Annotated in this window: 22 protein-coding genes and 1 pseudogene; 8 read left to right on the top strand and 15 right to left on the bottom strand. The window is 44.0% G+C overall.

Annotated elements, in window-relative coordinates; genetic code table 11:
• Positions 1-31: 31 nt before the first annotated feature.
• Complete coding sequence (locus tag WDM69_RS06640; RefSeq protein ID WP_338755165.1) at positions 32-757, top strand: Smr/MutS family protein; 726 nt, start codon at positions 32-34, stop codon at positions 755-757.
• Positions 758-911: 154 nt separating this feature from the next.
• Here WDM69_RS06640 and tkt read toward each other — a convergent pair whose 3' ends face one another.
• From tkt to miaB, 3 genes are all read right to left on the bottom strand, one after another.
• Positions 912-2,912 carry a transketolase gene (gene tkt, locus WDM69_RS06635; protein WP_338755164.1) on the bottom strand — a complete coding sequence of 667 codons (2,001 nt, stop codon included), beginning with the start codon at positions 2,910-2,912 and terminating at the stop codon, positions 912-914.
• A gap of 162 nt (positions 2,913-3,074) precedes the next feature.
• Complete coding sequence (gene serS, locus WDM69_RS06630; RefSeq protein ID WP_338755163.1) at positions 3,075-4,358, bottom strand: serine--tRNA ligase; 1,284 nt, start codon at positions 4,356-4,358, stop codon at positions 3,075-3,077.
• 110 nt (positions 4,359-4,468) lie between these two features.
• Positions 4,469-5,929 (bottom strand): tRNA (N6-isopentenyl adenosine(37)-C2)-methylthiotransferase MiaB, encoded by a 1,461-nt coding sequence (gene miaB / locus WDM69_RS06625; RefSeq protein WP_078306919.1) that lies wholly within the window; start codon positions 5,927-5,929, stop codon positions 4,469-4,471.
• Between the two features lie 569 nt (positions 5,930-6,498).
• Between miaB and WDM69_RS06620 the strand changes: the two genes are divergently transcribed.
• From WDM69_RS06620 to WDM69_RS06605, 4 genes are all read left to right on the top strand, one after another.
• On the top strand, positions 6,499-8,790 hold the full coding sequence (locus tag WDM69_RS06620) for a lytic transglycosylase domain-containing protein (RefSeq protein WP_338755162.1): 2,292 nt from the start codon (positions 6,499-6,501) through the stop codon (positions 8,788-8,790).
• Between the two features lie 45 nt (positions 8,791-8,835).
• Entirely contained in the window at positions 8,836-9,384 is a 549-nt protein-coding gene (locus WDM69_RS06615; RefSeq protein ID WP_338755161.1) for a YbaN family protein, read from the top strand.
• 263 nt (positions 9,385-9,647) lie between these two features.
• Entirely contained in the window at positions 9,648-10,640 is a 993-nt protein-coding gene (locus WDM69_RS06610; RefSeq protein WP_338755900.1) for a malate dehydrogenase, read from the top strand.
• A gap of 213 nt (positions 10,641-10,853) precedes the next feature.
• Positions 10,854-11,093 carry a DUF2789 family protein gene (locus WDM69_RS06605; protein ID WP_078306916.1) on the top strand — a complete coding sequence of 80 codons (240 nt, stop codon included), beginning with the start codon at positions 10,854-10,856 and terminating at the stop codon, positions 11,091-11,093.
• A 105-nt stretch (positions 11,094-11,198) separates the two neighbouring features.
• Here WDM69_RS06605 and WDM69_RS06600 read toward each other — a convergent pair whose 3' ends face one another.
• Complete coding sequence (locus WDM69_RS06600; RefSeq protein WP_078306915.1) at positions 11,199-11,825, bottom strand: pseudouridine synthase; 627 nt, start codon at positions 11,823-11,825, stop codon at positions 11,199-11,201.
• Between the two features lie 386 nt (positions 11,826-12,211).
• On the opposite strand from WDM69_RS06600, the gene ffh reads away from it, so the two are divergent.
• Positions 12,212-13,744 carry a signal recognition particle protein gene (gene ffh / locus WDM69_RS06595; protein WP_338755160.1) on the top strand — a complete coding sequence of 511 codons (1,533 nt, stop codon included), beginning with the start codon at positions 12,212-12,214 and terminating at the stop codon, positions 13,742-13,744.
• Positions 13,745-13,892: 148 nt separating this feature from the next.
• Here the strand turns inward: ffh and WDM69_RS06590 are convergent, their stop codons facing one another.
• Positions 13,893-14,684 (bottom strand): MBL fold metallo-hydrolase, encoded by a 792-nt coding sequence (locus WDM69_RS06590; RefSeq protein ID WP_078307091.1) that lies wholly within the window; start codon positions 14,682-14,684, stop codon positions 13,893-13,895.
• Between the two features lie 460 nt (positions 14,685-15,144).
• Here WDM69_RS06590 and WDM69_RS06585 point away from each other — a divergent pair, with 460 nt between their 5' ends.
• Complete coding sequence (locus WDM69_RS06585; RefSeq protein ID WP_078306912.1) at positions 15,145-15,528, top strand: hypothetical protein; 384 nt, start codon at positions 15,145-15,147, stop codon at positions 15,526-15,528.
• Positions 15,529-15,638: 110 nt separating this feature from the next.
• On the opposite strand, the gene clpB is transcribed toward WDM69_RS06585, so the two are convergent.
• Both clpB and WDM69_RS06575 read right to left on the bottom strand, forming a co-directional pair.
• Positions 15,639-18,275 (bottom strand): ATP-dependent chaperone ClpB, encoded by a 2,637-nt coding sequence (gene clpB, locus WDM69_RS06580; protein WP_078306911.1) that lies wholly within the window; start codon positions 18,273-18,275, stop codon positions 15,639-15,641.
• A gap of 210 nt (positions 18,276-18,485) precedes the next feature.
• Positions 18,486-19,046, bottom strand: coding sequence for an NUDIX hydrolase (locus WDM69_RS06575; protein ID WP_078306910.1), 561 nt, complete (start codon positions 19,044-19,046; stop codon positions 18,486-18,488).
• Positions 19,047-19,192: 146 nt separating this feature from the next.
• Between WDM69_RS06575 and WDM69_RS06570 the strand changes: the two genes are divergently transcribed.
• Entirely contained in the window at positions 19,193-19,930 is a 738-nt protein-coding gene (locus tag WDM69_RS06570) for an NUDIX hydrolase (protein ID WP_240494850.1), read from the top strand.
• Here WDM69_RS06570 and WDM69_RS06565 read toward each other — a convergent pair.
• From WDM69_RS06565 to pta, 8 genes and pseudogenes are all read right to left on the bottom strand, one after another.
• On the bottom strand, positions 19,927-20,127 hold the full coding sequence (locus WDM69_RS06565) for a hypothetical protein (protein WP_078306909.1): 201 nt from the start codon (positions 20,125-20,127) through the stop codon (positions 19,927-19,929). The genes WDM69_RS06570 and WDM69_RS06565 overlap by 4 nt on opposite strands.
• 3 nt (positions 20,128-20,130) lie before the next feature.
• The gene (locus tag WDM69_RS06560) at positions 20,131-20,409 is read right to left on the bottom strand and encodes an EexN family lipoprotein (protein WP_078306908.1); all 279 of its coding nucleotides are present in this window, start codon (positions 20,407-20,409) and stop codon (positions 20,131-20,133) included.
• Positions 20,410-20,505: 96 nt separating this feature from the next.
• Positions 20,506-20,997 (bottom strand): annotated as a pseudogene (locus WDM69_RS06555) (type IV secretion system protein); the annotation flags it as partial.
• 60 nt (positions 20,998-21,057) lie between these two features.
• On the bottom strand, positions 21,058-21,198 hold the full coding sequence (locus tag WDM69_RS06550) for a hypothetical protein (protein ID WP_158077865.1): 141 nt from the start codon (positions 21,196-21,198) through the stop codon (positions 21,058-21,060).
• Positions 21,199-21,255: 57 nt separating this feature from the next.
• Positions 21,256-21,417, bottom strand: coding sequence for a hypothetical protein (locus tag WDM69_RS06545; RefSeq protein WP_158077864.1), 162 nt, complete (start codon positions 21,415-21,417; stop codon positions 21,256-21,258).
• Positions 21,418-21,541: 124 nt separating this feature from the next.
• A complete protein-coding gene (gene rsfS / locus WDM69_RS06540) occupies positions 21,542-21,982 on the bottom strand; it encodes a ribosome silencing factor (RefSeq protein ID WP_078306906.1) in 441 nt (146 codons plus the stop codon).
• A gap of 81 nt (positions 21,983-22,063) precedes the next feature.
• The gene (locus WDM69_RS06535) at positions 22,064-22,849 is read right to left on the bottom strand and encodes an NYN domain-containing protein (RefSeq protein WP_078306905.1); all 786 of its coding nucleotides are present in this window, start codon (positions 22,847-22,849) and stop codon (positions 22,064-22,066) included.
• A gap of 134 nt (positions 22,850-22,983) precedes the next feature.
• Positions 22,984-25,125, bottom strand: a complete 2,142-nt coding sequence (gene pta, locus WDM69_RS06530) for a phosphate acetyltransferase (protein ID WP_078306904.1) — start codon at positions 25,123-25,125, stop codon at positions 22,984-22,986.
• Positions 25,126-25,160: the final 35 nt, after the last annotated feature.

The raw sequence follows: 25,160 nt of genomic DNA, 5'->3' as shown, positions 1-25,160 counted from the left end.
ATTTAACATGACAGACAAATGGTGATTATCGATGTCAAACTCTTTATTTTCTAAACAAATGCAAGACCAGTTAAAAGAGCTAAAAAGTCAGCTCACTCGTGGACGTGATGCCACCTCAACCGATGTTGAAAACCGAAAACCCACTGAACCTGTGAGCTTGCCATCACATAAGCAAATCAAAAAAGCAGTCAAACAATTAAACAGCCAACATGTTGATGATGATAAGGTGCTGTTTATGCAAGCCATGGCAGGCGTACAACCTTTAGAAGATAAAAATATCCGCTCACCTGTTCATGCCCCAAAAATCAACAAACCCGATGCCACCACCTTATCCAAACGTGCCGCCGCTCAAGGCGCTGATGATGTGGACTTAGGCTCTGGTTTATCCGATATGCAAGCGTTACTAAACCCTGTTTCTGCTGATGCCTATCTGAGCCACAAAGTACCGACACTACCGAACAACGTATTTAATCAGCTCAAACAAGGCAAATTACGTTGGTATGATGCGGTGGACATTCACGGTTGTAACATCGAACAAGCTCGTGAAGCCATGATGACTTTATTAACACAAGCCCAAAAAAATGGGGAAACAGTGGTAAAAATTGTCCATGGCAAAGGCAGTGATGCGATATTAAAAACGTGCGTCAATGGTTGGTTAAGGCAACTGCCTCAGGTATTGGCATTCGTGTCTGCCCCTGCTAAAGATGGTGGCAATGGGGCGGTGTTGGTGTTGTTAAAAAAAATGGCGTTTAAATAAAACGTCATCAGACCTTTAAGCCAAGGCAGATAAGATAAGGCAGTTAAGCTAAAATGGTGATTAAGCTAGAACGGTGATTGAATGGTTGCCAAACCAAAAGACATGCTCCTATGAGCATGTCTTTTTTGTCTATGACAGAATCAACATGAAACAGTTAATCAATCAAGGCTTTCACTGCTTCTATCACCGCATCGCTGGTGATGCCAAACTCTTTAAATAAGTCTTTGGCAGGCGCAGACTCACCAAAGGTGGTCATGCCAATGATGTTGCCATTTAAGCCAACAAACTTATGCCAATAATCCACATGGGCAGCTTCGACTGCCACCCGAGCGGTAACATCACTGGGAAGCACAGCTTCACGATAATCTGCCTCTTGTTGGCTAAACACTTCGCAACACGGCATTGACACCACCCGCACCCCACGACCGTCGGCAGATAATTGTTGATGGGCTTGCATGGCAAGCTGTACTTCTGAGCCTGTGGCGATGATGATGGCTTCCAGTTTGCTTTGCTCTTTTGCCAACACATAGCCACCTTTGGCAATGTCTGCCACTTGGTTGTTGTTACGCTGTTGATGTGGTAAGTTTTGTCGGCTAAAAATCAATGCTGATGGGGTGTTGGCTGACTTAATGGCATGCACCCAGGCCACCGCTGTCTCAACGCTGTCGCAAGGTCGCCAAGTATGTAGATTTGGCGTGGCTCTTAAGCTTGCTAACTGCTCAACAGGTTGATGCGTTGGGCCGTCTTCTCCCAGACCAATAGAGTCATGGGTATAGACATGAATGACCCGTTGTTTCATCAGTGCTGACATACGCACGGCGTTACGTGCGTATTCCATAAACATCAAAAAGGTTGCCACATAAGGGATAAAACCACCATATAAGGCAATGCCATTGGCGATAGCGGTCATGCCGAATTCACGCACGCCATAATAGATGTAGTTGCCATCAGCATCGGTTTGGATACCTTTTGCCCCTTCAAATAAAGTCAAATTTGATCCTGCCAAATCTGCTGAGCCACCAATCAGCTCAGGCAACAGTTTTTGCAAGGCATTTAAGGCATTTTGGCTGGCTTTACGACTGGCGATGTTGGCATCTGTGGTTTGACAAGCTTGGATAAAGGCGTAAGACTGTTGTTCAAACTCTTCTGGCAATCTGCCTTGTAAGCGTCTGAGCAATTCATTGGCAAGCTGTGGGTGAGCTTTTTGATAAGCATCAAAGTTGGCTTGCCAGTTTTTTTGTAACACATCACCTTTGGCTTTACCATTCCATGCGTCATAAATGGCATCATCTAGGTCAAATGGGGCATGTTTCCATGATAAAGTTTCACGAGTCAGGGCGATTTCATCATCACCCAAAGGCGCTCCGTGGCTGGACTCTTTGCCTTGTTTGTTAGGGCTACCTGCCCCAATGATGGTCTTACAAATAATCAAACTGGGCTTATCGGTCTCATCGATGGCAGCTTGGGTAGCAACCGTGATGGCATCGGCATCATGTCCATCGATGCTTTGCACATGCCAATGATAGCTTTCAAAACGGGCTTTGGTATCATCACCAAACCAGCCTTCCACGTCGCCATCAATGGAAATGCCATTGTCATCATAAAAGAAAATCAACTTGCCCAGCCCAAGCGTGCCTGCCAACGAGCAGACTTCATGGCTGATGCCTTCCATCAAGCAACCATCACCCAAAAACGCATAAGTATGATGATCGATGATGGCATGTCCATCACGGTTAAATTGAGCTGCCAAGGTGCGTTCGGCAATGGCAAAACCCACCGCATTGGCAATGCCTTGCCCCAAAGGTCCTGTGGTGGTCTCAACCCCTGGTGTGTAGCCGTATTCTGGGTGTCCGGGCGTTTTTGAATGTAACTGGCGAAAGTTTTTAATGTCATCAATGCTGACATCATAGCCTGATAAATGTAATAACGCATACTGAAGCATTGAACCATGACCATTTGACAACACAAAACGATCTCGGTTAATCCAGTTGGGGTCAGCAGGGTTGTGTTTTAAAAATTTACGCCACAGCACTTCGGCAATGTCTGCCATGCCCATTGGAGCTCCGGGGTGACCTGAATTGGCTTTTTGTACCGCATCAAAAGACAGCACACGAATGGCATTGGCAAGGACTCTTTCGTTAATTGGGGTAGGCATGATGATAATTCCTAAACAATGGTTTATAAATACTGGTTTTTAGATAAGATGCCCAGTTGTCATGAATAAAAAACGGTGTGATGAATAACAAACAGCAAAAATAACCTTAACATTCACTCAACTTTAGGGACACGCCCTAATCATTGTTGTTAATTGTTGTCGTTAATCATTGTCTTTTTTAATAATTTTTTGCACACCACCCATGTACGGTTGTAAGGGTTTGGGAATGTTGATTGAACCATCAGCATTTTGGTGATTTTCCATCAATGCCAAAAGCGTGCGACCAACCGCCAATCCTGAGCCGTTCAGTGTGTGCAAAAGTTCGGTTTTTTTGCCATCTTTGACACGGGCAGACATGCGCCGAGCTTGAAAGTCACCACAGTTAGAGCAACTGGAAATTTCTCGGTAGGTGTTTTGGCTGGGTAGCCACACCTCAATGTCATAAGTCTTGCTGGCACTAAATCCCATGTCGCCTGTACACAACTGCATCACTCGATAAGGCAAATCAAGCTGTTGCAAAATATATTCAGCCTGTGCGGTCATGTCCTCTAATGCTTGCTCAGATGCCTCTGCTCGCACCACATTGACCATTTCCACTTTTTCAAACTGATGTTGACGGATAAGACCACGAGTATCACGACCTGCTGACCCTGCTTCACTGCGAAAACACGGCGTGTGAGCGGTGAGTTTGATGGGTAATTCTTCTGGTTTGACAATCCGTTCACGCACACTGTTGGTCAGTGGCACTTCTGATGTGGGAATCAGATAGTATTCTTTATCGCTTGTCAGTTTAAATAAATCCTCTGCAAACTTTGGTAACTGCCCTGTCCCTTGTAAGCTGTCTGCATTAATGATATAAGGCACATACATTTCAGTATAGCCATATTTTTGCGTGTGGGTATCTAACATAAACTGCGTTAATGCCCGATTGAGGCGTGCTAATGCCCCTGTCAACACACTAAAACGACTGCCTGTTAATTTGGCTGCCATCTCAAAATCCAACAACCCCATGTGTTCACCTAAGTCGGTGTGGTCTTTAACCGCAAACTCAAACTGGCGTGGATTGCCCCAACGGCGAACTTCCACATTATCGGTTTCATCACTGCCCACAGGCACACCATCGGCAGGTAGATTGGGAATCTGTAAAGAGGCAGTGGTGATTTTGTCTTGCAAGGCACGAAGATTGTCTTCAGCTTGTTTAATATCGCCACTTATCGCCTGCATCGCTTGCATCACATCACTGGCATCTTTACCTTGGCGTTTTAGCTCACCAATTTGTTTTGCCCCTGCGTTGCGTTTGGCCTGTAGCTCTTCGGTGGTGATTTGTAGTTGTTTGCGTTGTTCTTCGATGTTCTCCCAAAATGACACGTCCAGCTCATAGCCACGAGTGGCAAGTTTGGTTTTTATGTCGGTTAAATCACCACGCAGTAGTTTTGGGTCAAGCATGTTAGTACCTTGTATTATCAGTTTGATTGATGTTTATATTCTAAAAATATGGTCATAAAAAACAACCATCATTAAATCTGTTTAATAAAAAACTTGGTTAACCCATTCATTTAACCCAACACGTCCAGTAACTCACCTTTAACCATATGTGGGCTGATGTATTCGGTGATTTGCACTTCTACCAGCTTGCCCATCAGCGATGCTTGTTGTGCGTCAGTTGCTAAAAATACCACCGAACGTGTGTTGTCTGCTGTGCCAAGCAAATGGTTATGATGGCGGTCAGCGGGCTCTTCTACCAGCACCCTTTGGCGTGTGCCAACCATGTTTTTGGTTTTGTTGAGTGTCGATTGCACAATCAGCTTTTGAAACTCAGCAAGGCGGTTTTTTTTGACTTGTAAAGGAATGTCATCTGGCAAGTCAGAAGCAGGCGTGCCAGGGCGTTTGGAGTAGATAAAACTGTACGAATGGTCAAAGTCTAAGTCTTTGGCCAGTTGCAGCGTTTGTTGATAATCATCATCGCTTTCACCAGGAAAGCCGATGATAAAATCACCAGATAAGTGTATGTCAGGACGCACTGCTCGTAATTTATTGATTTGGTTAATGTACACGTCGATGGTGTGGTTACGTTTCATCGCTGCTAAAACTGAATTTGAGCCACTTTGTACTGGCAGATGCAGATGTGATGCCAACTGTGGCAGTTTGCCATAAGCGTCGATGATGTCATCAGTGAATTCAAGTGGGTGGCTGGTGGTGTAGCGGATACGTTCGATGCCATCAATGTGTGCCACATAGTGCAAAAGCTCAGCAAATCGACAAATGCTACCATCATCTTTTTCGCCACGATAGCCGTTGACGTTTTGCCCAAGTAAAGTAACTTCTCGCACGCCTTGCTCAGCCAAGCTGTCAATCTCTGCCAACACGTCATCAAGTGGGCGAGACAACTCTTCACCACGGGTATAAGGCACGACACAAAACGAACAATATTTTGAGCAACCTTCCATGATAGAGACAAACGCCTTGAAGCCCTCGACTTTTGGCTCAGGCAAAAAGTCAAATTTCTCAATACTTGGGAAGGATACGTCTACAGTGCCGATGCGATTTTTTGGTTGGGTGTGTTGTTGCTTGGTGCTACTGTCATATAATTCTGGTAAGCGATGTAGGGTTTGTGGACCAAACACCATGTCCACATAAGGGGCTCGTTTTTGGATATTATCGCCTTCTTGTGATGCCACACAACCACCCACACCAATCACCAGCTTGGGATTTTTTTCTTTTAATTTACGCCAGCGACCCAGTTCGCTAAAGACCTTTTCTTGGGCTTTTTCTCGGATTGAACAGGTGTTCATAATCAGCACATCAGCATCGTTGATGTCATCGGTTAGAGTCATGCCATGCGAATCACCCAATACCGCCGCCATTTTTTCTGAATCATAGACATTCATCTGACAGCCTTGCGTGGCGATATAGACCTTTTTGTGTTGCTCAGATTTATCTTGTTTGGTTGTCTGTTCGATGCTATTGGCTAGGTTATGGTTTTGGGTGGAGCGGGGGTTAAATATCGTGGCAGTCATGGTGGCGGTTTCCAATACAGGCAAACAATGGATACAGTGGATATAAAAATAGTGGGTATAAAAACAGTCGATGTCAAAATAACAGATGCAAAGATTTTAACCATTTATTATAGCACATTATGTTGATGGCACATGATGTAAACGTGATGCTTGGCATCACTTGTCATTATGCCCTGTCTTTAAATGAAATGGTCTATGATGGTTATGATGTTATTTCGCTTTTATCTGTTGTCCATGTTATTTGTTATCCACGTTCGAAATTCATTGTTGGGTTTATTCGCTTAAGACATTTGCGTCAATCAATTGACAAATACTTGCTCAATACCTGCCCATTGGTATGTTTTATGTATCAACTTATGTCGATTTACCATTTGATGATTTTTTTGTTATCATCTTCATTTCTATTATTCTTGTTATTATCGTTCTGTTATTATCTTTATCTTATATGAGCATTCTTTCTTTATCAGACTTGCATTCTTTTATCAGACTTAATCACGGTATTGGTGACAGTAGGCGTTCTATTTTTTTATTTTGCCAGACCATAACATCATCTTGCTTGTGAGTTAGCCATGTTCTCTTTTTTTATCTTAAAGCTTACGAATATGTCCTATTTGCCGTTAACCAAAGGTCAAGTTACCTTAAGTGCCATGGTTGCCTTAGCAATGCTACAAACTGCCTGTAGTACCACAACCATAAACCCCAATGCCATAAACCCTGCCATAAACCCCAATGCCATGAACTCAAGTATGGGCGAGACCAACACAACACACACGCCAGCTGTGCTTGGTATGCCTAATATCCCTCAAAACGCCAGCTTCAATGTCAACTCAAAACAATCTGCCACAACCCAACTTGTCATGCCCCAACCACCAAGCGATGACTATGCACCCAACAGACGCAATGGCAACATCGCCAATCATCATTCTCAAGGGTCAAATGCCATTGAAGAAACTGTGCCAACCGTCAGTGGTATTGAGCATTATCAATCTGCCAAACGTGCTGCCAACAATGGCGACCAAAACAGTTTGTATCGGTATGAGCAGATGATGGCAGGCAGTTTGTTTGCCATGTATCCAACCTACTGGCGGCTCAATAATGAGCTAAGCTCACTGTCGCCCAACAGCGTCATTGCTTTTGTCAAACAATATCCCAATACCGCATTGAGCGAAAAATTAGTCGCTGACTATGCTGAAGCCCAAGCCACCCAAGGCAATTACCAAGCGGTTAAACAAGTCTCACCCCACATCAAAAATGCCGATACCAGCGAACGCTGTGCCATGGCTTTGGGTGAGCTTTATGGCGGTGGTCAAACACAAGTCATGATAGAAAAACAAAAAGTATGGCTAAATACCAAAAAGCAACCCGCCCTTTGTGCTCAGTTGGCAACTGAGCTAAATGCTTACCAAGGCATCAGCCAAGATGAACGCCAACAGCGACTGTATCGCATGTTACGTATGGGTAACAACGGCGATATCATTGCTTTAAGTCGTCTTTTGGGAATGCCCATCAGTCATGAAGAATTAACTCGCATCAATCAAAATCCCAATGCCTTTTTTACCCAAATGGCCGCCCAACCGCCCAGCAGTAAAAACCGCCATCTGTATCTGTACGCCATTGGCCGCTTGACCGCAAAATCTTATCGTGAAGCCCACACCCAACTGGCTTATGATGTGCGTCAAGATGCTCACCGTCGTAACAAACTGCTCGATGATGCCACACGACAAATGGCATACCGCACCATTGCAGTCAAACGCATGAACATGAATACCGATGACGGCTTTAGTCATGAAGCGGTGGATTGGTTTCGTCAAAGCATGGGTCAACCTTTTAACTTTGAAGAAGCAGAAGACTATGCCCAAGCAAGCATTCGCTACAGTGAATGGCAAGATGTGATTAATGCCATCAGCCATATGGACAAAGGCATACAAGGTGATGATATTTGGCAATATTGGTTGGCAAGAGCCTATGAACATGGCAACCACCAACAACAAGGCATTGCTAGACAGATTTATGAACGATTGGCAAATCACACGGACTATTATGGACTGCTTGCCAAAGACAAACTGGGCAGACGACTGAACATCAACCAAATGGGGGGTGGTCGCTTACCACAAGTCAGCCATCAAGACCGCATGCGTGTCAAACAAAACGCCAACTTTGCTCGTGCCTTTGCGTTATATCATCATAATGGCGACCCTTCGGACACGAAACGAGAATGGAACTGGGCAGTTAAGCAAGCACGTGACCGTCGAGATAATGGACTGCTCATGGCAGCTGCCTTACAAGCCCATGAACTTGGCTGGCATGACCGTGCCATCTATGCACTTGATTCAAGTGAAACGGTTACCAATCTTGCCATCACCCACCCAACACCCTACCGTGACAGCGTATTACGTCATAGCCGTCATGTTGGCATCGACCCTGCATGGTCATACGGCATCATGCGTCAAGAGAGCCGTTTTAATGAATCAGCTCGCTCTCATGTGGGGGCAGGAGGCTTGATGCAAATCATGCCAAACACCGCCAAACACATCGCTCACAAGCTGGGTGAATCCCCACAAAACACCACCAACCCCAATACCAATATCCGCTATGGCACTTGGTATCTTAGCAATAACTTACAAAAAGTGGGCCATCAACCTGCTGTTGCCACCGCAGGCTATAACGCAGGCTCAAGCAAAGCCATACGTTGGCTACCTAACCATGGCAACCTAAGTGCTGACCAATACATTGAAACCATTCCTTATTATGAAACCAAAGACTATGTGAAAAAGGTCATGGAAAATGCTACCTTTTATGGATACTTACTTGGTCAACCCAAACCGATAAGTGAGCGTATGGGCGTGGTCAGACCAAAATAGCAAAACAAAAAACAGCACCACTGACCGCTTAACAGCCAACAAGACATGCAAAACACAAGCAAAACCCATACGTTAATGCTAACGATAACGGCCTTTACTGGTAGTGAGTTTATGGACAAGTTTATGGACAAGTCTCCGATGTCTGATGACCTATTGGATACTCAAGCCACCCAAAACCAAGCTGCCCCAAAAAACGTGCCATCAGCAACATCGAACACGGTTTGGCAACAAGTGGTGCGTGGGGTTTTTTTGTGCTTAGGGTTTTTATTTTTGGGCATTGGTATTGTGGGCATTGTATTGCCTGTACTGCCAACCACTCCCTTTGTGTTACTGGCAACGGCTTGTTTTGCTAAAAGTTCCCAAAAATTTCATCTGTGGCTTGTCAATCATAAGACATTTGGTCCTTTCATCAGAAATTGGCATGAACGCCGAGCCATTCCTCGTTATGCCAAATATTTGGCATGGGGTATGATGGCGATGTCCTGTGCCATGTTATTTTATCGATTGTCTCACGAGATGATTTGGCTTGCCTATGCCATCAGTGCGATTTGTTTGCTCACAATCATTTGGATGGCACGCCTACCAGATGCCTAATGCCCATAACACTTAACACAAACACGAAATACACCAACACCCAGAACAAAAATACCCAGTACAACCATACAAATCAATATCGCACTTTTAACACAATATCGCACTTTTAACATTGCACTTTTAACTTGCCGTGGTTGGTCAATGCCACTTATCAAATGGGTGAAAAAGTGTTATCTTATGACGTGGTTAAAATTTCCATTTCAGTTGCTTTTTAAGCATTATTTTTTTATAAGTTAAAGGAATTACTGATGACACAAACCAATATGACACAAACAAAACAACCTGTTCGAGTTGCGGTGACTGGTGCTGCTGGTAACATCAGCTATGCCATGTTGTTTCGCATCGCATCTGGTGAGATGCTTGGTAAAGACCAGCCTGTGATTTTACAACTGCTTGAGATTACCCCAGCCCTTGATGCTCTAAAAGGCGTGGTGATGGAGCTGGAAGATTGTGCGTTTCCCTTGCTTGCTGGTGTGGTGCAGACTGACGATGCGAACGTGGCGTTTAAAGATGCTGACTATGCGTTATTGGTTGGTGCAAGACCCCGTGGGCCGGGCATGGAGCGTAAGGATTTGCTAGAAGCCAATGCCGCCATCTTCTCAGCCCAAGGTAAAGCATTAAATGACGTTGCCAGCCATGATGTTAAAGTTTTGGTGGTCGGTAATCCTGCCAACACCAACGCCTTAATCGCTCAGCGTAACGCTAAAGATTTAAACCCACGCAATTTCACTGCCATGACTCGTCTAGACCACAACCGAGGCATGGCACAGCTGGCGGAACAAACCAACAGCACTGTCAATGACATCAAAAAAATGATTATTTGGGGCAATCATTCATCGACACAATATCCAGATTTGACCTTTACCACCGTGAATGGCAAGCCAGCTTTAGAGCAAGTTGAGCGTGATTGGTATGAAAACACTTATATTCCCAACGTGCAGCAACGTGGGGCAGCCATCATTAAAGCTCGTGGTGCGTCTTCTGCCGCATCAGCTGCCAACGCTGCCATCGCTCACATGCGTAGCTGGGCATTGGGTACTGATGATAATGATTGGGTGTCTATGGGCGTGTACTCACAAGGGCAATATGGCATCACTGAAGGCTTGATTTATTCATTCCCATGTACTTGCAAAAACGGCGATTGGCAAATTGTTGAAGGCTTAGATGTGTCGTCTGATTTTTCGCAACAAAAAATGAAAGCCACCGAAACTGAGCTGATAGAAGAGCGTGATGCGGTCAGCCATCTGTTACCATAAGTTGGTGTTGGCATCAGCGTTATTGGTTAATATGTCTTTATTATTGTATTAAGTCATATAATCAGTAATAAGCAACTTGTTAATTCAATTGACATATCAAGCCCCAACTAATTAGCTATCCATACCCTTGGGTCATTGGTTGGGTTTTTAACTGGTTGGGGCTATTTATCTTATCAATTAAAAAAATGAAACCACACACAAAAGGAACTTATTATGCTAGGCGAACAAAGCTACACCTTAAATGATTTATTCATTCAATTAGGATTGGACAGCTCAGATGAAGCCATTGACCAGTTTATCGCTGATAATCAGCTTGCTGAAGACACCAACTTAAAAGATGCCAAAGTTTGGACAGAAAAACAGCGTGCATTTTTGCAAGAAGAGTGGAATCGTGATGCCGTATGGGTGGAAGTCATTGATGAACTGAACGTAAGAATGCACCCAGACGCTTAATTGTCTTGATGATACGGTTTTAAGATGGCACGGTTACACGGTTAAAAGAGAAAAGGGAATTCATTGGCTAAGCCACCATGACAGTAAGCCATCACTGGGCCACCATTAAGCCATCACTGGCGACAGCCCAAGTTGGGCTAGGCGTTTGGCATTCAGATGCACTCTGACAAACTGCCCAACCGCCAGCTCCCCTAACTCAAACCCTGCCACTGACCAACGAATAAGCCGTAAGCAAGGTAAGCCAACTTGAGCGGTCATGCGTCTGACTTGGCGGTTTTTACCTTCATAGATGGTCAGCATCAGCCAGCTGGTTGGCACACTTTGACGCTGACGAATGGGTGGATACCTATCCCATAGACGCATGGGTAGGGTGTCTTTACTTAGCCGTTTGGCGGTTGCAGGCAGAGTTAAGCCATCTTTGAGCATCACGCCTTTAGACAGATGATGTAGCTGGTTATCGGTGGCTTGCCCTTCAACTTGCACCAAATAGGTTTTGCCCAGAGCATTTGTCTTCATGCCAAGTTTGTTTTGCTTAGGTTGGGTAATGACTTTATTTATCTGTCCGTCTGCGGTCAACAGCAGCAAGCCTTCACTGGTGGCATCAAGCCTACCTGCCACACGCAACGATTTATCCGTAAAAAAGGCAGACAATGTTTGATGCTCGTTAGCGTCATCAGCACGAAACTGGCTTAATACGCCATAAGGCTTGTTAAATAAAATGATTGATGACATGTGTCTTAAGCTGATTGGTTCGGTCAATTGGTGGGTGATTTGATGAGATGAATGAGGCTATTTTAACATAAGAAACTTTAACATAAGAAACATCATGGTATAAGAAACATCATGATAAACATCATCAGATATTTGCTGATGTGTTTAGTTTTTAACAAGTTTATGCTATAAAGTCGTTTGTGCGATGAGATAAAATGGCTTGTGCGATAAAACATAAGGAATATGCTTTATATGAGATGTTTTAACCGCTTGATGGCAATCCTTTGACATCAATCCCTTGATAAAACCATCATTTCGTATCATTGACAATACATGACATAATACACAATACATGCTTAAGTTAATCGCATCATCATTCATCATAACCATTAGTAGAGTAGTAGCCCATGTTTGAAACCCTAACCGAACGCCTATCATCTAGCCTACGTCATGTTGCAGGCACAGGACAACTGACAGAAGACAATATTAAAGACACCTTGCGTGAAGTCCGCATGGCATTGTTAGAAGCCGATGTGGCATTATCCGTTACTCGTGATTTTGTCAAACGAGTCAAAGAACAAGCCCTTGGTGAAGAGGTGCTAAAAGACCTAGCCCCAGGGCAAGCGTTTGTTAAAATCGTTTATGATGAACTCACCGAAATGATGGGCAGTGCCAATCAACAACTTGAGATGACAGGTAAGCCACCAGTCATCTATTTACTTGCTGGTTTGCAAGGGGCAGGCAAGACCACCACAGCAGGTAAGCTTGCCAAATATCTACAAGAGCGTCAAAAGAAAAAGGTGATGCTGGTGTCAGCTGACATCTACCGCCCTGCCGCCATCAAACAGCTTGAGCAGGTGGCAGAACAGGCTGGGGCTAAGTTTGTGCCATCAAGTGTTGATGAAGACCCCATTACCATTGCCAATCGCGCCATTGAACAGGCCAAAATTCAATACCAAGACATTCTCATCATTGACACAGCAGGTCGTTTGCACATTGATGATGCGATGATGAATGAAATCAAGGCATTAACAGCATCGGTCAGCCCATCAGAGACGCTGTTTGTGGTGGATTCAATGACAGGGCAAGATGCCGCCAACACCGCTAAAGCCTTTAATGACGCATTGCCATTGACAGGAGTCATATTAACCAAAACGGATGGCGACGCTCGTGGAGGTGCTGCGTTGTCAGTACGAGCCATCACTGGCAAACCCATTAAGTTTTTGGGGCGTGGTGAGAAGTTAGATGCTCTTGAGCCTTTTCACCCAGAGCGGATTGCTCAACGCATCTTGGGCATGGGTGATGTGCTAAGCCTTGTTGAAGAGGTTGAGCGACAAGTGGATCGAGAAAAAGCCGAAAAAATGGCGAAAAAAATCCAAAAAGGCGGTGATTTTGACCTTGAAGACTTGTTAACTCAATTTCAGCAAATGAAAAATATGGGAGGCATGGCAGGATTTTTGGATAAAATGCCTGGTATGAATGGAGCAGATGTTCAAAAAGCACTTGAAGAAGCCAAACCAGAAGAAAAGGTTAAGGAAATGGAAGCGTTAATCAACTCCATGACCCCATTTGAACGACAAAATCCCGATAAAATTAACCCCAGTCGTAAGCGTCGCATCGCCGAAGGTTCAGGAAAACAAATACAAGATGTCAATCGTTTGCTAAAACAACACAAACAAATGGCAAGAATGATGAAAATGTTGTCAAAACCAGAAGGAATTAGCAAAATGATGAAAGCGGTGCAAGGTTTGGCAAGCGGCATGGGCATGGGGGGCGGTGGCCCGCTCTTTGGTGGTGGCAATCAAGCTATGAATGCCAATACCAATACCAATGCCAACTTTGACATCAATGCCAATGCCTTACCCAGTCAAGAAGAACTGAAAAAACAGTTTGATGACATTCAGGCAAAATTACCCAAGCAATTTAAACAGCGGTTTTGATTGCTAAAAATCTTAATCACTAAAAAAAACAGCTTATCCAATTTGGGTAAGCTGTTTTGCGATAAGTGGTGTGTTGTCAGTGAATTTTGCTTATTTTAAACTCTGTTTTTTATGCTCTGCTTTTTATGTTTTATTGGCAACGAATTTATCATAGCAAATGACTAAAATCATAGGTTTTATCATCAATCAGATCCACACCGCAGGGCAAATTGGCTATCCATCTGATGAATTGCCCAATCATTGGCTGACCATCAAAGCGACAGCCATGTTGTGGTACCATTTTTTCCATGTCCAAATATTGTATGGATTTAGCCCATGCACGGGTGGCAATTTGACTGTTCATATAGCGTGTGTGAAAGCCTTTCATCTGTGCGATGTGTGCATCAAAATCCTCAACCACTTGCCCAGAATTCCCAACCAAAGAAGCTCCCATATCACCTGAAAATAAGATTTTGCTCACAGGGTCATAAAACTGAAAATTGCCCACAGAATGCAAGAAATGCGCAGGAATGGCAATGATGTGGCTGTCGCCCAAAGGATAACTGCCACCTGTGTCGGGAATGGTGATGAGAAACTCTGAGATGTCTTTTTTTAACCGTCCCTTAGTAAAACTGGAGTTATAATGTGGTAAGAACCGTTCCCAGAGCACAGGGATAATCAAGTGGGCTTGTGGTGTGTGCAATAACCAGCGTGGCATGGAAGCGATGATATCAGGGTCTTGGTGTGAACCGATGATGTATTTTATTTGTTCCATGTGTAAAAATTTGGTGATTTGTATGGTCAGTGGTGAAAACGTCAAATCACCACCCGGGTCAATCAAGGCAGCTTCTTGACCATCGAGGATAAGAAACTGATTAGATGGGACACTTTCGTCATCTTCTGGCATTGAAAAAGCGACGCACTTGTGACGCCCATCATCATATAATATGTAGCTTTTCATAATCACTCCCATAGTCATGTCATTGTGTCGTATGGATTGGTTATTATTTTATCAAACATTCTGTCAAAACGAACATCATGGATTGTTAAGCCATTATAACCAATTAAGCCTTAATTTGCATGGGGTTTTATAAAGTTTTTATGCCACTTTGGTTTTTATACCACGTTTAAGCCTGACACGTTTAAGCCTAAAGTCTTTTTCTCATCATCATTTTTTGTCATCATATGTTGTCTGTTGTCCTTACCTTGCTATGAATCATCTGCATGTCATCGATGTTATCAGTGTTGTTAAAAATGCCCTGTCTATGGTTGATTACTGTGTTATCATGGCTAACCACTAACTATTATTGGTTAAATTATGGCTAAATGACTGTCTTTATTTATTGTTATCAATTTATAATTTAATTGTTATCAATTTGGTTGTTATCTATTAATTATTATTCATGAATGGAATTAAATTTATGCGCCTGATTTATTCTCACCACATTAAGTCTCCCCACATTAAGCTTGCCTTGCTTTTGACTGTAGGCATGATGGCAGGCTGTCAGACCACGCCCACCACGCCTGTGATGCAACGTGCCAATCAAGTCTATGAAACCACAGGTTTTGGTAGCAGTAAGGTAAAAGCACAACGAATGGCGCTGGCTAATGCCAAATCAACTTGTGGCATTAAAAGCCCCATCATCTTAACGGATAAAATCACCTACAATGGGGTGTTAGACGAACGCACTGACAGAGTCATTCAAAAAGCAGGGCAAATTGCCACCAGTGTGTTGGGTTTGGGTAAAGCCAGTTTGGCAAGTGATGAAGACTATGAGTTTGCCATCACTTTCCGCTGTGAGTAAGGGCAAACGACATAAAGGCAAATGATAAATAGTAAAAAAAAGATAAAAAAATACCCCTGATGCTTGCCATTAGGGGTATTTTGTTGGTCTTTTATTCAGTGAGTGGGGTGTCAATTCAACCTTAACTTATCGAATGTTAGCATGGCAGATTGGTCATCAGCCACCCCCACCTTGATGATGTTACCTGCCACAAAATCACCAGCAAGCAATTTTAGGGACAGTGGGTTTTCTATCTGTTGTTGAATGGCTCGTTTAAGCGGTCTTGCTCCATAGACAGGGTCATAGCCAACACTGAGTAACTGCTCCATGGCATCATCAGACAGCTCAATGTTAAGCTCACGCTCTTTTAGACGATGACGCAACCGCTCCAGTTGTATCTGTGCGATGCCTGCCATCTCATGGCGACCCAATGGGTGGAACACCACGATTTCATCAATGCGGTTGATAAATTCGGGACGAAAATGGGCATTGACCGACTCCATCACCGCTGATTTAATTTGTTCATAGTTGCTGTCTTGGTTAGCTGAGCCATCTGAGTTATCGTCATGATAATGCTCTTGGATTTTGTGACTGCCTAAATTGCTGGTCATGATGATGACAGTGTTTTTAAAGTCCACCACCCGACCATGCGAATCAGTTAATCGCCCATCGTCCAATACTTGTAAGAGAATGTTAAACACATCTGGGTGTGCTTTTTCAACTTCATCAAACAGAACCACACCATAAGGATTACGGCGTACCGCTTCGGTCAGTAACCCACCTTCTTCATAGCCAATGTATCCTGGAGGTGCACCCACCAAACGACTGACACTATGCTTTTCCATAAACTCACTCATATCGATGCGTGTCATGGCATTTTCATCATCAAATAAGAAATTAGCAAGCGATTTGGTCAGCTCGGTTTTGCCCACACCTGTTGGCCCTAAAAATAAAAACGAACCAAAGGGCTTATTGGGGTCAGCCAGTCCTGCTCGGCTACGTCGCACCGCATTAGCAACCGCTTTGATGGCTTCATCTTGTCCGATGACCCGTTCGTGAAGTTTGCTCTCCATGTTGAGCATTTTTTCTCGTTCACCTTGTTGCATTTTATTGACAGGGATTCCTGTGGCGGCAGAGACCACTTCAGCAATTTCATTGTCGGTAACTTTGTTACGAAGCAGTTTGGTGTTGCCCATGTTGCCTGACTTATCATGCTGTTGTGCTAAATCTGATTCGCTGATGCGTTTTTCTAGTTGTGGAATGGTCTCGTATTGCAGTTTGCTCATGGTTTCATAGTCACCTTCACGACTGGCTTTATCATAGGCAATGCGTGCTTTATCCAGCTCATCTTTGAGCTGTTGACTGCCTTTGACCAAGGCTTTTTCAGCTTGCCAAATTTCATTTAGGTCAGCATATTGCTTTTGTAACCCTTCAATTTCATTATCCAAGAGTTTGACTTGTGATTTTGCCCCATCATCATCTTCGCCTTTGAGCGATTCACGTTGCATCTTTAACTGGATAAGACGACTGTCTAACTTATCTAAAGCTTCAGGTTTGCTGTCCATTTCCATACGCAGACGACTGGCGGCTTCATCTACCAAATCAATGGCTTTATCAGGTAAATTACGGTCAGTGATGTAACGGTGACTCATGCGAGCAGCGGCGATGATGGCACTGTCTTGGATATCCACACCATGATGCAGTTCATAACGTTCTTTTAGCCCTCGTAAGATGGCGATGGTGTTTTCTACCGATGGCTCATTCACCAGTACTTTTTGAAAGCGACGCTCAAGGGCGGCATCTTTTTCGATGTACTGACGGTATTCGTCCAGTGTTGTTGCCCCCACACAGTGCAATTCACCCCGAGCCAATGCAGGTTTGAGCATGTTGCCAGCGTCCATTGCCCCATCTGACTTGCCTGCCCCCACTAAGGTATGCAGCTCATCGATAAATAAGATGATGTTGCCTTCTTGTTTGGCAAGGTCACTGAGTACTGCTTTTAGGCGTTCTTCAAATTCACCCCGATATTTTGCCCCAGCGATTAAAGCCCCCAAATCCAGTGATAACACTTGCTTATGACGCATGCCTTCTGGTACGTCACCATTGACAATTTTGAGTGCTAAGCCTTCAACAATGGCGGTTTTACCTACCCCCGGTTCACCTATCAACACGGGGTTATTTTTAGTACGGCGTGACAGCACTTGAATGGTACGGCGTATCTCTTCATCTCGTCCGATGACAGGGTCTAGCTTGCCTTGTTCTGCTCGCTCGGTCAGGTTGATGGTGTATTTATTTAAGGCATCTCGTTGGTCTTCGGCATTTTGAGTGTTCACGGTTTGACCTCCTCGCACGGTTTGTATGACTTGGTTTAATTGAGTGGTGTCCACGCCTGCTGATTGTAAGATTTTTTGACTGTCACTGTGTTCTGCCAATGCCAATAATAGCCATTCTGTGGCGATGAACTCATCGCCCATTTTTTGGGCAAAACGGTCAGCTAAGTTGAGTACTTTAATGGTATTTTGGTTAAAATTAACTTCACCTGTGGGGTTGGTTAAAGTGGCTTGATGTTCCAGTGCTTTTTTGATGCCCTGTTGTAGCTTGTTAATGTCGCCTCCTGCTTGCTGTAAAAGCGACATAATGGACTCATCTTGTGATAAAACTGCCAATAAATGCACCGCATCAATGCTGGTATGGTCATGCCCAACCGCCAGACTTTGTGCGTTTTGGACGGTTTTTTGCAATTTTTGGGTAAATTTATCAAATCTCATGTTGTTGTCCTTTTTATTCAATATGGTTTTTGTGTTCAATATGGCTTTAAGTTTGGTATGGCCTTACTTGATGTCCTATATTGTGTGTTTAGGGGGCATTTTCAACATAAAATCCCTGATAAATTTTGATGTTTTTGTGTTTGTCAAGTTAATATTTGGTGTCTATCAAGTAGGGTTTTGTTGATGACGATGGCATGTTGAATGTCTTTATCACTTCATCATCTCTTTGTCTATGCGTTCATGATGTAGCGGTGGTGCTGATGACATCTGTTGAGAATAAGCACGGCGGTCAGCAAAATAATGACGCAAGGTGCGTCTAACCGCTTCAAAAGCCAGTTTATCCCAAGGAATGTCAGTTTCAGCAAACAACCCACATTGTAGACTCTCACTGCCCACCCCAAACTGACCATGTTGCAACTGTGCCAAATACAGCACATACACCTGACCAATCTTGGGAATGTCATATAAGCAATACAGCATGGGATTGATGGCAATGGCATCGGCTTCTTCAAGGGTCTCTCTTAATGCCCCTTGAGCCGTGGTTTCGCCAATTTCCATAAATCCTGCTGGCAATGTCCACAAGCCGTATTGTGGTTCAATGGCTCTTTGACATAACAACACTTTATCGTCATGCACCACCAACGCACCGCAGATAATCTTAGGATTGTCATAATGAATATGCCCACAATAAGAGCAAACCAGTCGTGGGCGATTGTCGCCTTGTGGTATTTGATGTTTGGCATGATGACCACAGTTTTGGCAAAATGACATAAAAAACTCCAACAAATAGAAAAATATTTTACTGATTATGCAGTTCATAGAGCAGTGATTAATAATAGAGCAGTTGTCGACAATAGAACAGTTACATTATTATCATATGCCACACATTGCCACCGCCACCATACCCACATAACATCATGAACAGCCATCATATCACGTCTTATCCAACATGGAACACATTACCCCTACAAATGGCTCAAGCCCATGATTTAAATCATGCCGACTTACGTCAACTGTTGCATCGGTTACGCTTTGCCAACGCTCAAGGCATTGCCAATGACTTGCAAACCCGTCATTCACAAACCCGTCATTCACAAACCATCGATGACTTGATACAAACGCCCATTGCTCATGCCAGTGTGTTGGTGGCACTGACCAATGAGAGGCACCCCATGTTGTTGCTGACCAAAAGGGCATCACACATCACCGCTCATGCTGGTGAAATTGCCTTTGCTGGGGGTAAATACGAACCTGCTGACACCAATAACATCGTTACCGCCTTACGAGAGAGCTTAGAAGAAGTGAATCTTGACCCAACTGGGGTGCGATTGTTGGGACAACTGCCCACCCAAACGTCCAAATCAGGGTTGGTCGTGCGTCCGATTGTGGCGGTTATTCCGCCAAATTTATCATTGCAAGCAGAGCAGGGTGAGATTGAGCGGATATTTTGGGCAGACTGGCAGTATCTGCGTCATGCACCGACGGTAGATTATCATTTAATCACACAAGTGGCAGGGCAGAGTATGAAACTGGTTACCCCATGTTGGCAAGTAGATGGTGAAACTGTGTGGGGACTGACAGGGCGTATCATTGCCAGTTTGTTAAAGGTGGGGTTTGATAGACATATTGAGTGGTATTATCGGCAACAAACCTAGCAGGGATTAGATACATCATTCATGGTCACTAAAACACCCAATGTAATAAAAGTTAGTGTAAGACCAAGAGCGACCAATGGAGCAATTTCATTGGCGATAATGTCAGAATAACTACTGGCAAAACTCGCCAAAGAGCTGTTTACCTTTTCAAAACTAACACTTAAAAAACCAGAACCTTCGCCAGTATATTCAGCCATTTTCTAATTCCACTTTTGAACCTGCTTATCAGGACTATTACTATTAAATTCTTTTGAGTATCTTTCCTCTGCTGCCTGTGCAACACCACAATTTGGCTCATCTTTAACCAACTTTTCATAATTACCAATTTGAGACAATTTTTCTTTACAGGTAGTCAATAGTTCTCTTCTCAATTCTTTGTTTTGGTAAAGTTCATCAACAGTATAATCCGCTTTCTTTTCTCCACAAGCAGATAAAGAAACAGTCAAAGAAACTAACACAAAAATAACTAAACTTTTCATAAAAAGACCCCAAGTGTAAATTGATTGATTATTTGTGTGCAAGACCCATAACACATAAGCCCTGCACACAAACATTTTACCACTTAATCAATACAATTACTGCCACTTTTGAACGGCATTTCCTGAGCCATTGCTATTAAATCTCATTGACCGTTCTTTCGCTCTTTGCTCCTGCATATCTTTCTCAGCCTGCATAAGCATATTCATCATTTGAAGTTGGTTGCTTTGTAGCTGAATCATTGCAATTTCTACCTGAATGCGGTTTAATAGGTCGGCAGCGGCTTTGGGGTCTTTTTGTAGGTCAATGGAATTTGCCATACGCTGAATTTGAGCAAAACGCTGGTTGCTCTTGGCAAACATATCATCTAAAACAGCCTTATTGCCAAGTGCTTGCATTTTGGTTTGATTGGCGATTTGAGACAGTTGCTCTTTTTGTGTGCCTGTCAGTTGCTGGCTTTTTTCTAAGCGAGCCACCTTGTCTGCAAGACCCGCCCAGTTACCTGACTGGTAGTCTTTGTACATATCTTGCATTTCTTTTGGCATTTGACTGCCGTATTGATTAAACAATACACCAATATCACGGCTACCTCTGAATTGGTCATAAGTAGCTTTTGCTTGGTCATACTGTCTTTTTGCCTCGTTAAGCTGTTATAGCTGACGAGCAAAAACAGCAGAGTCAAATACCGTAATGGCGTGAGCTATGGTTGAGGTCATAACCACCCCAACAGGGGCGATTAGGGACAATGACAAAATTGCCGCCGTTGCTTTTTTGGTAAAATTTACTTTCATAAATTACTCCTTAGTTAGGAAAATGTGGCAGCTGCCGCAGGGTTAAAATAAGCAACTCTATCTACCACGATAACCATTTTCTTCATAAAAGACTGGCAACCAATCATCAGGGTGTTCTGAACCAAGTCGCTTGATGATGTCGTTGATTTTTTCAGCATTCTCTGGCGTGCCTGACAAAACAGTAATTTCTCTTTCAAAGCCCTTTAAGTTAAACTGCAATAAACATTGGTTAAAAAATATCGGTTAAAAAATATCGGTTAAAAAAACAGACCCATATCAGTATGGTTCATATTGGGTCAGTCGGGTCAGCTTGTTGAGTGGAGACTGGTTGAGTGGAGACTGGTCATCGATTTTCATATGAGCGTTTGTCGTGAATAGGTTGGGTAAGCTGGGCAAGCTGTTCTGGTGATGACCATAAGCCTTCTAAATCATAAAATTCACGAGCTTGGGGCATCATCACATGCACCACCACAGAACCTAAGTCCACCAAAGTCCAGTCGCTTTCTTTTTCACCTTCACGCCCCAATGGCAGATAGCCTGCGTGTTTGGCGGTAACAGACACATGGTCAGCAAGGGCTTGCACATGGCGTTTTGATGTGCCTTCGGCGATGACCATACGGTCGGCAACATCGGTCAAATTGGTGACGTCCAGCACGGTGATGTTTTTGGCTTTGACATCATCTAATGCGTCGGTAACAAGCTTTAGACAAGCGTCAATATGGGTTTGGATTTGTTGTTCGGTTGATTGAGGTTGTTGTGTTTGTTGGCTTATCGATTGCGTCATTGTGTTGGGTTACCTTGATAACAGAAATAATTTGGGTGAAATAAAATCAGTTTGGCTAATATTGGTTTAACCAAAATCGGTTTAGCGAGCTTCTAAAATTCGGTTACGCACAAAGATGACTTTATGTTGATTGTCATTGGGATAGCGTTCTTCTAACTCAAAATATCTGGGATACGCCCGCAAAAAGTCGCTAAATTTATCATAATGAAACAGACGAGAGTCAAAGTCTGGCTCAACCTTTAAGATGTAGTTTTTGACAGGGGCGATGTTTGCCCACCCTTGGTCATCTGCCATGCTGGCAATGGCAAGTTTGACCAGTGTGATTGCCACATCTACAGGCTTAAACTGATTGCTGTCCATAGAGAACAACATGTCCGCTGAGTCATAAAAATCCACCTTAGGCATCTCTTTGTTGTTGTCAAACATCTCAAGATAAGTGAACTTATCACACGCTTGCATAAAGGCTTTTGGCGTACTGCGATTGCCAAAGCCAAATACCTGCAAACCTTGCTCTCGCATACGCTGAGCCAGTCGTGTGTAGTCACTGTCAGATGTAACCAAACAAAAGCCATCAAACCGCCCTGTATATAGCAAATCCATGGCATCAATGATAAGAGCAGAGTCGGTGGCATTTTTGCCTGTGGTGTAGGCGAACTGCTGAATGGGCTGTAGTGAGTAGTTAAGCAATCTTCCCTTCCAGCTACCCAGTTGTGGTTTTGTCCAGTCACCATAGACACGGCGAACACTGGCTCGCCCAATGGCAGCGATTTCTGACATCAGGCGGTCTAAATGCTCCGTTGACGCATTATCAGCATCGATGAGCAAGGCAAGCTGTGCGTCTTTGTCAGGTTTATCAAATCCAGACATGGCTACTCCGCATGATTACATCAACATGGCATACAAGAAACAGGCATACACGAGCATGGCATACACGCATTTTCACAAGTATGACAAGCATTTTAACAAATTGCTTCAGCGATTACTTGTTATTTTATTGCTTATCATACGTTTGAGCTGTTGGCTTGAATGGCAGTCAAGGCAATGGTATAGACAATGTCATCAACCAATGCCCCACGAGATAAGTCATTGACAGGTTTGTTTAAGCCTTGCAACATGGGTCCGACACTGATGACGTTGGCACTTCGTTGTACTGCTTTATAAGTGGTGTTGCCTGTGTTTAGGTCGGGGAATATAAACACATTGGCTTGCCCTGCCACAGGTGAGTTGGGTGCTTTTTTCTTGCCCACGCTCATAACAGAGGCGGCATCGTATTGTAAGGGGCCGTCTACCAACAAGTCAGGGACTCGTTTACGCACAATTTCGGTGGCTTTTTTGACTTTTTCCACATCATCGCCAGTGCCTGATGTGCCAGTTGAATAGCTTATCATCGCCACTTTTGGTTCAATGCCAAATGCTTTGGCAGAGGCGGCGGATTGAATGGCAATTTCTGCCAGCTCTTCGGCGTTGGGGTTGGGGTTGATGGCACAATCACCATACACCACGACTTGCTCAGGCAATAGCATAAAAAATACCGATGATACCAGCGAATAATCTGGTGAGGTTTTAATCAGCTGAAAAGCAGGACGCACGGTATTGGCGGTGGTATGTACCGCTCCTGATACCAACCCATCTACTTCACCTTGATATAACATCATCGTCCCTAACACCACGGTGTCTTTAAGTTGACTTGCTGCCATTGGCTCGGTCAGTTTACCTTTGCGTCGCTCAACCATGGCATCGACATAGTTGTTGGCGATGCTGGCAGGGTCAATGATTTCAATGCCTTCGGGTAACTCGATGCCTTGGTTTTTGGCAACTTCTTCCACTTCTTCTTGGGTTGCCAACAGCACACAGTTGGCAATGCCACGGCTCTGGCAAATACTGGCAGCTTCTACTGTGCGTGGCTCTGCTCCTTCTGGTAAGACGATGCGCATTTTGGTTTGTTGGGCTTTTTTAACCACCAAATGACGAAACGCAGACGGTGATAATCTTGGAACATGTCCACGACTAAAGTAATCTTTTAGCCAATCTAAATCTAAATGAGCGGCAACAAAGCGAGCCACTTCACTGGCACGGTCAATGTCATCTTCAGGGATTTCATTGCTGATATTGCTTAAACGTTGAACCGTATCATAACTGTTGGTCTTAACGCTCATCACAGGCATGCCCGTCTTTAAAGCAGGGCGACACAAGTCGATGATGGTGCTGTTGGGCGTGATGCCCCCTGTTAAGATGATGCCTGCCATTGGCACACCATTCATTGAAGCTAAGGCAGTCGCCAGTAAGATGTCGTCTCGGTCACCAGGAGCGACAATCAAGCTACCACGGCTAAACACCTGCCCAATGTTGGCAACCGTTTGGGCAGTCAAAGTGGTGCGATTCACTCGGCGAGATTTGGCTTCGCCTTTATTTATCCAATACGCCCCAAGCTCTCGACCGATGTCCCATGTTCTTGGCACAGACAAACTATTAGAAAATGGCACAACCCCTAATAGATGGAACTTATCGGTGGCAAATGCAGGGGAGAGTTTTTTGACTGCCTTGATAAACGCATCATCTAAGTCAATATTGGCTTGCCCTGGGGCGACAGGTTGATTTTCAAAGACGTTTGGCACATTTTGTACTCGCATTAAAATACAACCCAAAGTGCGTGAACTTGCCAGACCACCAAATTCGGTGGCGTGTACGTCCAACTTGTATGCCAGTGCTTCAGGGTTTTGTAAGTCGGCAGTACTGACCAAAACGATGTGAGCATCTAAAGCATTTGCTAAAGCATGATTGACACTGACCGCATAAGACGCATCAGCAGACGGCACTAAGCCTTCGCACACCATCACGTCATAGTCATCTTTTAGGTTTTGATGCCCTGCCACCACTTCTTCCATCAAATCATCTAAATGACCATCGCCAATCATGCGCTCCATGCGATGACGGTTAATCGGCTTGGGGGATTTGATGCCAAAGGCTTTTTCCGCCAACGCCCCAGACGCATTTAAATTGTGTTTAGAGTCATCATCAGTCTGCAAAAATGGCTTCATAAAGCCTGCCTTAATGCCAGAGTAGTCTAACGCTTTGATTAAGCCCAAACTGGCAGATGTCAGACCAATGCCTCTTTGAGTGGGTATCAGTAAAATGGTTTGCATAAATTGCCCTTTTTATGAATGTGATACAAAACAAT

This window comes from Lwoffella lincolnii (genome assembly GCF_037201985.1).
GTDB lineage: Bacteria > Pseudomonadota > Gammaproteobacteria > Pseudomonadales > Moraxellaceae > Psychrobacter > Psychrobacter lincolnii.
Note: the sequence above shows the minus strand (reverse complement) of the source record. Positions and strands in the feature narration are given on the sequence as shown.